Raw genomic sequence first — 7,080 nt, 5'->3', positions numbered from 1 at the left:
GGCGGGGTCGGTTGCACCAGCGCCGGCGGCGTCAGTGGGACCGGTGCCGCAGGCGGATTGGCGGCCTCCGGCGGCGAAGCAACTTCTGCTGGTGCAGGCGGTGGGGCTGCCGGCTCTGAGGCCGGCGGCGCGCTGGCGACATCATGCCCCTTGGGTTCGTTGGCCTTCGGCTCGCCAGGGTTGGGTTCGTCGGCCTTCGGTTCGACGGGCTCGCTGGCTATGTCGCCGCCCTCATGCCAAGGGCCGAACCGGTCGGCGGCCAGTGCGGCGACCACGACCAATGGCAGGACGAGAAAGACTCTGCGCAGGCCGGGCCTGCCAGCATCCTGCATCTCCGCCGCGCGACCAAACAGCGGCGCGCCCGCTGCTTGGCCCGACCGGTCCGGCAAGAGGCCGGCCCAAAACAGCCCTGCACCAAGCAGGCAGGCGAACGCCGCCACCAGGAACCCCGCCAGCCGTAACGAGGCTGGGTCCATCGGCGGGCCTGAAAAGCCGCGCCAGAGGAAAGCCTCGCCGATTGCCGGCCAATAGATCCGCGCCAGGCAGCCTACGGCGACAACGACCAGGGCAAGCGCGAGCAATCTGTCGGCACCCTTGTTCATTGAAACCCCTCGGGCGTTGTTGCGGCCCTCACCATGTGACGGTTGCCCGCCGCATGTCGACGTCGAGACTATCAGCCGCAAGCTCGTGTCGCCAAGAGCCCGTGTGGACGCCCGGCTTGGTTGACACATCTTGCGTATCTGCCATCATCGCGCAGGGAGGAGAGATCACGATGAAGAAGACTTATGCGAAGCCGACCTTCGTCAAGAAGGGGAAGCTTTCAGCCGTCACGGCAAACGGCCCGACCAGCGCCACGCTTTAATCCGGCGCATCTTTGGCGGATCGCGCTAGCTGCTGGAGAAGCAAACTCCAGGTGCAATGGTTTTCGGAATAGCGCGAAACAAAGAATAGGGGCCCTGGCCCCTTGTCGCTCATTGTTGGATTTATTGCAGGTTTGTTGCTTTCAGCTCGCATGGTTGACAGATGGCCGCAGTATGGCATCATCACGCTGGGATTTTAGGAGAGTCTGAAAATGAAGAAGATTTATGTGAAGCCATCGTTCTTGAAAAAAGGCCGTCTGTCGGCGGTCACAGCGTCAAACGGCCCCTCTATTATTATTTCAAACGGCGCCGCACCAACCTGACCGTAAACGTAACCTGATTGAAGCGGGGCGAAATTTCGCTCCGCTTTGGCGTGCCCAATCTCAGCGCGTCAAGACCAAATCGTCCACGACCATTTGCCAATAGTGTTTCGTCGACAGGCGAACACGCGTTACAGCCTTGAGCATCGGGGCGTAGTGCAGCGGCGTGAGCGCCGACAGCGTGATCTGATCGCTTGAAATCAGCTGCTCGCCAAGCCAGCTTTCGATCAGCGCCACCTCCCCTTCCGACGCCAGCCAGGCGGCGCTCAGCATGACCGAGTGAAAGCCGAACGGCCGTTCGCGGCTGAATTCGGCCGGCAGCCCGCTGCTGGTGTAGAGCACATAGTCACCGGAGACATTGCCATTGACATAGCCCTGGCTGTCCTTGGTGTAGTCGCGGGCCATCGCATTCAGGTTGCGCCACGTCAATCCGGCATGACCGGCCGGAATTTTCCTGAAGGGGCGCGACGTCACATCGTCGAAATCGATCGTTTCGAGGGCGGCATCAGTGTCGATGCCGGCGCGTTGCGGCGACAGCAGGCCGAGATCCGCCGAGTAGGGCGACAGCGTCAGCCGCCGCTCCAAGCCGCCGCCGCTGACGCTGGCCGTGTCGGCTTCTTCAGCCAGGTCGAAGCTGAAGACGGCACCCGGCGCCAGTGCCCGCGTCTCCAGGACGTGCCCGTTCCCCGACATGGAGAGGGTCGCTGGTCCATCGCCGGCAACGCGCCCGCTGACGCGGCGCGGCGGTGCCAGACCGACCGGCAGCAGCATCTCCTGCGATACCATCCCGGCCGGCGAACCCGGCAGCGGCATGAAGTGTCGGGACTGAATGTCCATTTCGCTTTTCGCCTGCCAGCCGGGCGGTACCGAAACCACAAAGCGCCAGTTGCCCGGCTTGCGGATCACGGCCTTTCTGCTTTTCACCGACATGGGAAAATTGGCAAAGCCGGCATTGTTGGTGCGCGCGGATGCGGCGAGCTTGCCCGCCTCGTCATACAGCCGCACCATGATCCCGGCCATCGGCCGGTCTCCGGCGCCGTATTTGCCGTCGCGATCGACATCGAAATAGACGAAGGATGAGTAATTGAGCATACCCCCGCCGGCGTTCCATTCGGTACGGACGGCATAGTCGGCAGCCGGATTGGTCTGCCGCCGTCCCTTGCGGCGGCTGCGCTTCCGCCACAGCAGCCAGGACATGACAGCAGCCGCAAGCACGACAATGGCGGCGGCCAGTATCTCGACGGCGCCCAAGTCAGGCATGGAGCCTCGATTCACAAATCTCGTGGGGGGTTGCGTTCACGGGCGATCCGGCTGCGTTGGAGTACTTTGCCGACAGGTTATTGCATGTCGGCCAAAAGCGAACCCGGATTGGGACAGCAACATGCATCGAGACAAAAGACTTTAAGCGCGTTGCAGGGACCCGTTCAAGCGCGACGCAATGAAAGCAGTCGCCTACTTCAATTCCACCCACACCGGCGCATGGTCGCTGGCGCCGTCCTCGCCGCGCACGTCGCGGTCGATGCCGGCGGCGGTCAGGCGGCGTGCCAGTTTCTTCGACAGCAGGATGTGATCGAGCCGGAGGCCGGCATCGCGCGGCCAGCGGTTGCGGCGATAGTCCCAGAATGTGTAAAGCGTTTCCTTCGGATGCTTCTTGCGCAGGGCATCAAGCCAACCCTGATCGAGCAGGCGCTGGAACGACGCCCGGCTTTCCGGCTGCACCAGCGCGTTGTCGTCATAGGAGCGGGTGGCGTAGATATCGCGCGGCTCGGGCACGATGTTGTAGTCGCCGGCCAGCACCACCGGCAGGCCGGTGTCGAGCAACTGTTCGGCATGCACCTCCAGCCGTGCGTGCCAGGCGAGCTTGTAGGCGAATTTCGGGCCGGGCTGAGGATTGCCGTTCGGCGCATAGAGACAAGCGACGATGATGCCGTTCACCGCCGCCTCGATATAACGGCTCTGCCTGTCGGCATCATCGCCGGGCAAGGCATCGCGGGTCAGCACTGGCTCGGCGCCCCGTGCCAGGATGGCAACACCGTTCCACGTCGGCTCGCCCTTCCACACCGCGCCATAGCCGGCCGCCGCCAATGCCGAGCGTGGAAACTGCATGTCGCGCGCCTTCAGCTCCTGCAGGCAGGCGACATCGGGCTTTGCCACAGCCAGCCATCCCAGCAGGTTTTCAAGCCGGCTGTTGATGTTGTTGATGTTGAAGGAGGCGATCTTCATCGCTTCAGGAAGCGATCCGACCCGACCACGCCTTGACCGTCTCGGCCAGCGTCTTCAGATGGTCGGCCGCCGAAAATCCCGAGATGCTCTTGCGAGGCTTGAGATCGTGGTCGCCGTCCTCCAGCCAGATGACCTCGATGCGATCGGAAAAATCATAAGTCGCAACCTCGTCCCTGGTGCCGAACTCGTCGCGGGTACCCTGGAAGATCAGCGTCGGCGTCTTCAGATCGGCAAGGTGTTTGGTGCGCAATTGCTCGGGCTTGGCCGGCGGATGGAAGGGATAGCCGAGGCAAACCAGCCCTGAAATCTCGCCCTTGGCAAACATCTCGTCCGCGACCATGGAGGCGACGCGCCCGCCCATCGACTTGCCGCCGATGATCAGCGGTCCCGTCACGCCCTTTGCCCTGAGGTCGGCTATCGCCTTGATATATTCCGGGTTCAACGTCTCGGCCCTCGGCGGTGGCTTGCGGTGGCCGTAGCGGCGGGCAGCCATGTAGTGGAATTCAAAGCGTGCGACCTGTAAGCCTGCCGCGGCCAGCGCCTTGGCGGTGGCGGTCATTGAAGGCGAATCCATCGACGCGCCGGCGCCATGGGCGAGCAGGATGGTGATGGCAGCGGTGTCGGGACCGTCGAAGAGGAAGGTGGTCATGGTGTGATGTCCGGCGCGACGGCGACGCTGCTGATCTCCCCCCTCGTGGGGGAGATGCCGGGCAGGGCAGAGGGGGGCGTGAAGGAATGCCAGTCTTCGGTCCGGCTTGCGTGCGGGAACACGCGGCCGATCTGTTGGCGGGACAGCGCCCCCCCTCTGTCCTGCCGGGCATCTCCCCCGCAAGGGGGGAGATTGGCTGTCATCGCGGCCTTCGCCAATCATGCTCACCCCGCCGTCCGCGCCAGCTGCAGATCCACGAACTGCACTCCCTTGGCTGCAACCCGCGCCCATTCCGAATCCGCGTCGAGTTCGAGATAGCGCACCCACAGCTGCCGCGCCTCCGGCAGATTGCCCGCGTCGAACTCCAACCTCGCAAGGTTGAACACCGGATCGGCATAGGTCTTGTCGAGCGCGATCGCCTTCTGCAGGTGCCTTCGCGCCGAGGCTTCGCGACCTTGCTCGCTCATCAGTCCGGCCAGGTTGAACCACGCCTCGACGAAGGCTGGGTCGAGTTTTATCGCATTGATATAGTCATGCGCGGCGTCCACCGCGTGGCCGCCGGCGCGCAGGCAGTTGGCGCGGTTGAAGGCGGCAATCGCATCGCTCGGATCGATGGCCAGGCAACGCTGGTAGAGCGCGGCGGCCCCATCATGGTCGCCCTGCTCCTCCGCCGCTTCCGCCTCGGCGAACAGCTCCTCCAGCGTGTCGTCACCCTCTGCCCCGGCTGTTCCGAGATCGAACAGCAACTGCCCATCGAGTTCGCTCTGGCCGCCTTCGAGATAGATCGCGTCGGCGCGCCCATGCTGCGAGCCGACATTGAGCGACTTGGCGGTCAGCGACGCCACCGGGCCGGAGCGGTGGACGGAGCGCGCGATCGCCCCCCATGTCGCGCCGCCGGCGATGAGCCCGGCATATTTGCGCGCCAGGATCAGGTCGCGGAACGAATAAGGTTCTGTGTCATGCTCGAACGCATCGAACAGCGACAAAAAATCGAGGTCGGAGCCTGATAGCCGCGACTGATCGATCAGCGATTGCCGCGACAGTGAAGACGCCTCCGGTGTCTTCATCAGTCCGAGAAGGCGCAGGAATCCGTTCTCGCTGATCAGCGTTCGACCGGCCGCGCGCTCGGCGGCGACACTGCGCTCGATCCCGGCATCGCCGTTTTTGACGAGGCCTGCCCTGGCGAGAAGTGTCCGGCCGAAGACGACATGCGTGGTGCGCCTGGTGATACCGCGCCGCAGCTGGCCGTGATGGCGTTCCACTTCCCGCGCAGCCAGCCTGAGCGGAAAAGCCGCCAGCGCGCCTATCGTGCCGAAAACAGCGCCGGTCGGCGCCGTCATTTCTTGCTCTTGCCGACCGCCTTCAGCAGATTGGCCTTCAACGGATTTTCAGCAGCGCCACCCGCTGCCGCCTTCTTCGCGGCGGGCTTGGCAACCTCGTCGGCCTTGCTCTTCGATTTGGCCGGCGGCTTCGATTGCGACAGGCTGGCCTTCAGCGCATCCATCAGGTTGATGACATTGCCGCGCTCTGGTGCCGCCGCGATGATTGGCTTGTGGCCTTTCAGCTTCTCGCGGATCATCGTCATGAGTGCCGCCTCGTAGCGGTCCTCATAGTTCTTCGGATCGAAGGTGGTTTCCTTCTGCTTGATCAGCGCTTCGGCGAGCTGCAGCATTTCGGGGTCGGGCTTGCCGGCTGGGATGTTGCCGAAATATTCAGCCGTCCCGCGAACTTCGTTCGGGTTCCTCAAGGTGCACACGAACATGCCGTTCTCGCGCGCGCCGATCGTCACCACGCGCTCGCGGCTGGACAGCACCAGGCGGGCGATCGCCAGCTTGCCGGATTTGCGCATCGCTTCGCGCAGCACGGCAAAGGTCTCTTCCGCCATCGCACCGTCGGGCGCCATGTAGTAGGGCGCGTCCTGATAGATGACGTCGACCTCGTCCTCGTCGACGAAGGCCTCGATGTTCATCGTGTGATTGGATTCGATGCGCACCGCATCGAGGTCGGCATCATCGATGATGATGTACTGCTTGTCCTCGTATTCGTAGCCCTTGACCAGATCAGCACGCTCGACGAGCCCCAATTCGGGGTCGACCGGTTTCATGTTGATGCGGTTGTGGGTCTTCTTGTGCAGCTGGTTGAAGCTGATGCGCTCGCTGGCGCTGGTGGCGGGATACAACCGCACCGGACAACTCACGAGGCTGAGTTTGAGGTAACCTTTCCAACTTGCCCTGGGCGCCATGAAACACTCCTACGCGGCCATGCACTGACATTTGCTGCAGCGCTTTTCGTCCGAAGGACGATTGGCGCCGAGGAAATCCTACACCGACCCCACACGATACGGGCAAATCCCTGACGAAATCTTCCGGTACGTCTTTGAGGTCGTGGCGGAGAGAATAATTCAAATTGTCGGAAGCGTCGATGGACTTGGAATTGAGACGCTGGCGGGGCTGCGCCCTCATCTCGCGACTACTTCCTCGTTCCCTCGAACACTGGCAAATCCCGCGCGAACTCGTTGATCTCCGCCCACGGATCACCCGACGTCGCCAGCAGCCCCGGCAGGGAGCAATAGTTCAGATCCTGCGGCGCATCGATGGATTCCAGATCGCTCCAGCTCACCGGCGTCGAGGCCGGCAGATTGGTGCGGGCGCGCAAGGAGTAAGGGGCTGCGGAGGTGTGGCCGCGCGCATTGCGATGATAATCGATGAAGATGCGCTTCTTGCGGTTGTCCTTGCCCATGGTGGTGGTGAAGGTGTCCGGCGCCGTTGTCGCCAGATGCGTGGCGATGGCGCTGGTCGCCTGGTGCAGTTTCTTCCAGTTCTGCTTGCCCGTCACCGGCACGGTGATGTGGATGCCGCTGCCGCCGGAGGTCTTGGCGAACGGCACCAGCCCCAGGCGCTCCAATTCGCCCTTGATGTGCACGGCGGCCTCGACAGACCCGACCAGATCGTCCTCGACCTCGATCCGGGCGAGGGGATTTCATGGCGCGAGGTGGTCGAGGCCGGTGCGGTGGGTGCCCCAGGTATGG

General features: G+C 63.4%; 7 protein-coding genes and 2 pseudogenes. 2 read left to right on the top strand and 7 right to left on the bottom strand.

Going from position 1 to position 7,080, the window contains the following annotated elements:
* Positions 1-602 (bottom strand): annotated as a pseudogene (locus EN750_RS39370) (WD40 repeat domain-containing protein); the annotation flags it as partial.
* Between the two features lie 170 nt (positions 603-772).
* On the opposite strand from EN750_RS39370, the gene EN750_RS11650 reads away from it, so the two are divergent.
* Positions 773-862: a putative RiPP precursor gene (locus EN750_RS11650; RefSeq protein ID WP_127396513.1), complete on the top strand. Its 90-nt coding sequence runs from the start codon at positions 773-775 to the stop codon at positions 860-862.
* 210 nt (positions 863-1,072) lie between these two features.
* Positions 1,073-1,183: a putative RiPP precursor gene (locus tag EN750_RS11645; protein WP_127396512.1), complete on the top strand. Its 111-nt coding sequence runs from the start codon at positions 1,073-1,075 to the stop codon at positions 1,181-1,183.
* A gap of 60 nt (positions 1,184-1,243) precedes the next feature.
* On the opposite strand, the gene EN750_RS11640 is transcribed toward EN750_RS11645, so the two are convergent.
* The 6 genes and pseudogenes from EN750_RS11640 to EN750_RS11610 all read right to left on the bottom strand — a co-directional run.
* The gene (locus tag EN750_RS11640; RefSeq protein WP_127396511.1) at positions 1,244-2,440 is read right to left on the bottom strand and encodes a hypothetical protein; all 1,197 of its coding nucleotides are present in this window, start codon (positions 2,438-2,440) and stop codon (positions 1,244-1,246) included.
* A 192-nt stretch (positions 2,441-2,632) separates the two neighbouring features.
* Complete coding sequence (locus tag EN750_RS11635; protein WP_127269168.1) at positions 2,633-3,403, bottom strand: exodeoxyribonuclease III; 771 nt, start codon at positions 3,401-3,403, stop codon at positions 2,633-2,635.
* A 4-nt stretch (positions 3,404-3,407) separates the two neighbouring features.
* Entirely contained in the window at positions 3,408-4,052 is a 645-nt protein-coding gene (locus EN750_RS11630; protein ID WP_127396510.1) for an alpha/beta fold hydrolase, read from the bottom strand.
* A 224-nt stretch (positions 4,053-4,276) separates the two neighbouring features.
* Positions 4,277-5,392 (bottom strand): tetratricopeptide repeat protein, encoded by a 1,116-nt coding sequence (locus tag EN750_RS11620; RefSeq protein WP_127396509.1) that lies wholly within the window; start codon positions 5,390-5,392, stop codon positions 4,277-4,279.
* Positions 5,389-6,294, bottom strand: coding sequence for a Ku protein (locus EN750_RS11615; protein WP_024501732.1), 906 nt, complete (start codon positions 6,292-6,294; stop codon positions 5,389-5,391). Before EN750_RS11615 ends, EN750_RS11620 begins: the two co-directional genes overlap by 4 nt.
* Before the next feature lie 227 nt (positions 6,295-6,521).
* Positions 6,522-6,986: pseudogene (locus EN750_RS11610) on the bottom strand (ATP-dependent DNA ligase); the annotation flags it as partial.
* Positions 6,987-7,080: the final 94 nt, after the last annotated feature.

The sequence above is a fragment of the Mesorhizobium sp. M7A.F.Ca.ET.027.03.2.1 genome, from assembly GCF_003999175.1.
Taxonomy (GTDB): Bacteria; Pseudomonadota; Alphaproteobacteria; order Rhizobiales; family Rhizobiaceae; genus Mesorhizobium.
Note: the sequence above shows the minus strand (reverse complement) of the source record. Positions and strands in the feature narration are given on the sequence as shown.

Excerpts from the sequence above, each read along its gene's own strand:
- EN750_RS11650 (WP_127396513.1), top strand. The coding sequence starts at position 773 with ATGAAGAAGACTTATGCGAAGCCGACCTTCGTCAAGAAGGGGAAGCTT.
- EN750_RS11645 (WP_127396512.1), top strand. The coding sequence starts at position 1,073 with ATGAAGAAGATTTATGTGAAGCCATCGTTCTTGAAAAAAGGCCGTCTG.
- EN750_RS11640 (WP_127396511.1), bottom strand. The coding sequence starts at position 2,440 with ATGCCTGACTTGGGCGCCGTCGAGATACTGGCCGCCGCCATTGTCGTG.
- EN750_RS11635 (WP_127269168.1), bottom strand. The coding sequence starts at position 3,403 with ATGAAGATCGCCTCCTTCAACATCAACAACATCAACAGCCGGCTTGAA.
- EN750_RS11630 (WP_127396510.1), bottom strand. The coding sequence starts at position 4,052 with ATGACCACCTTCCTCTTCGACGGTCCCGACACCGCTGCCATCACCATC.
- EN750_RS11620 (WP_127396509.1), bottom strand. The coding sequence starts at position 5,392 with ATGACGGCGCCGACCGGCGCTGTTTTCGGCACGATAGGCGCGCTGGCG.
- EN750_RS11615 (WP_024501732.1), bottom strand. The coding sequence starts at position 6,294 with ATGGCGCCCAGGGCAAGTTGGAAAGGTTACCTCAAACTCAGCCTCGTG.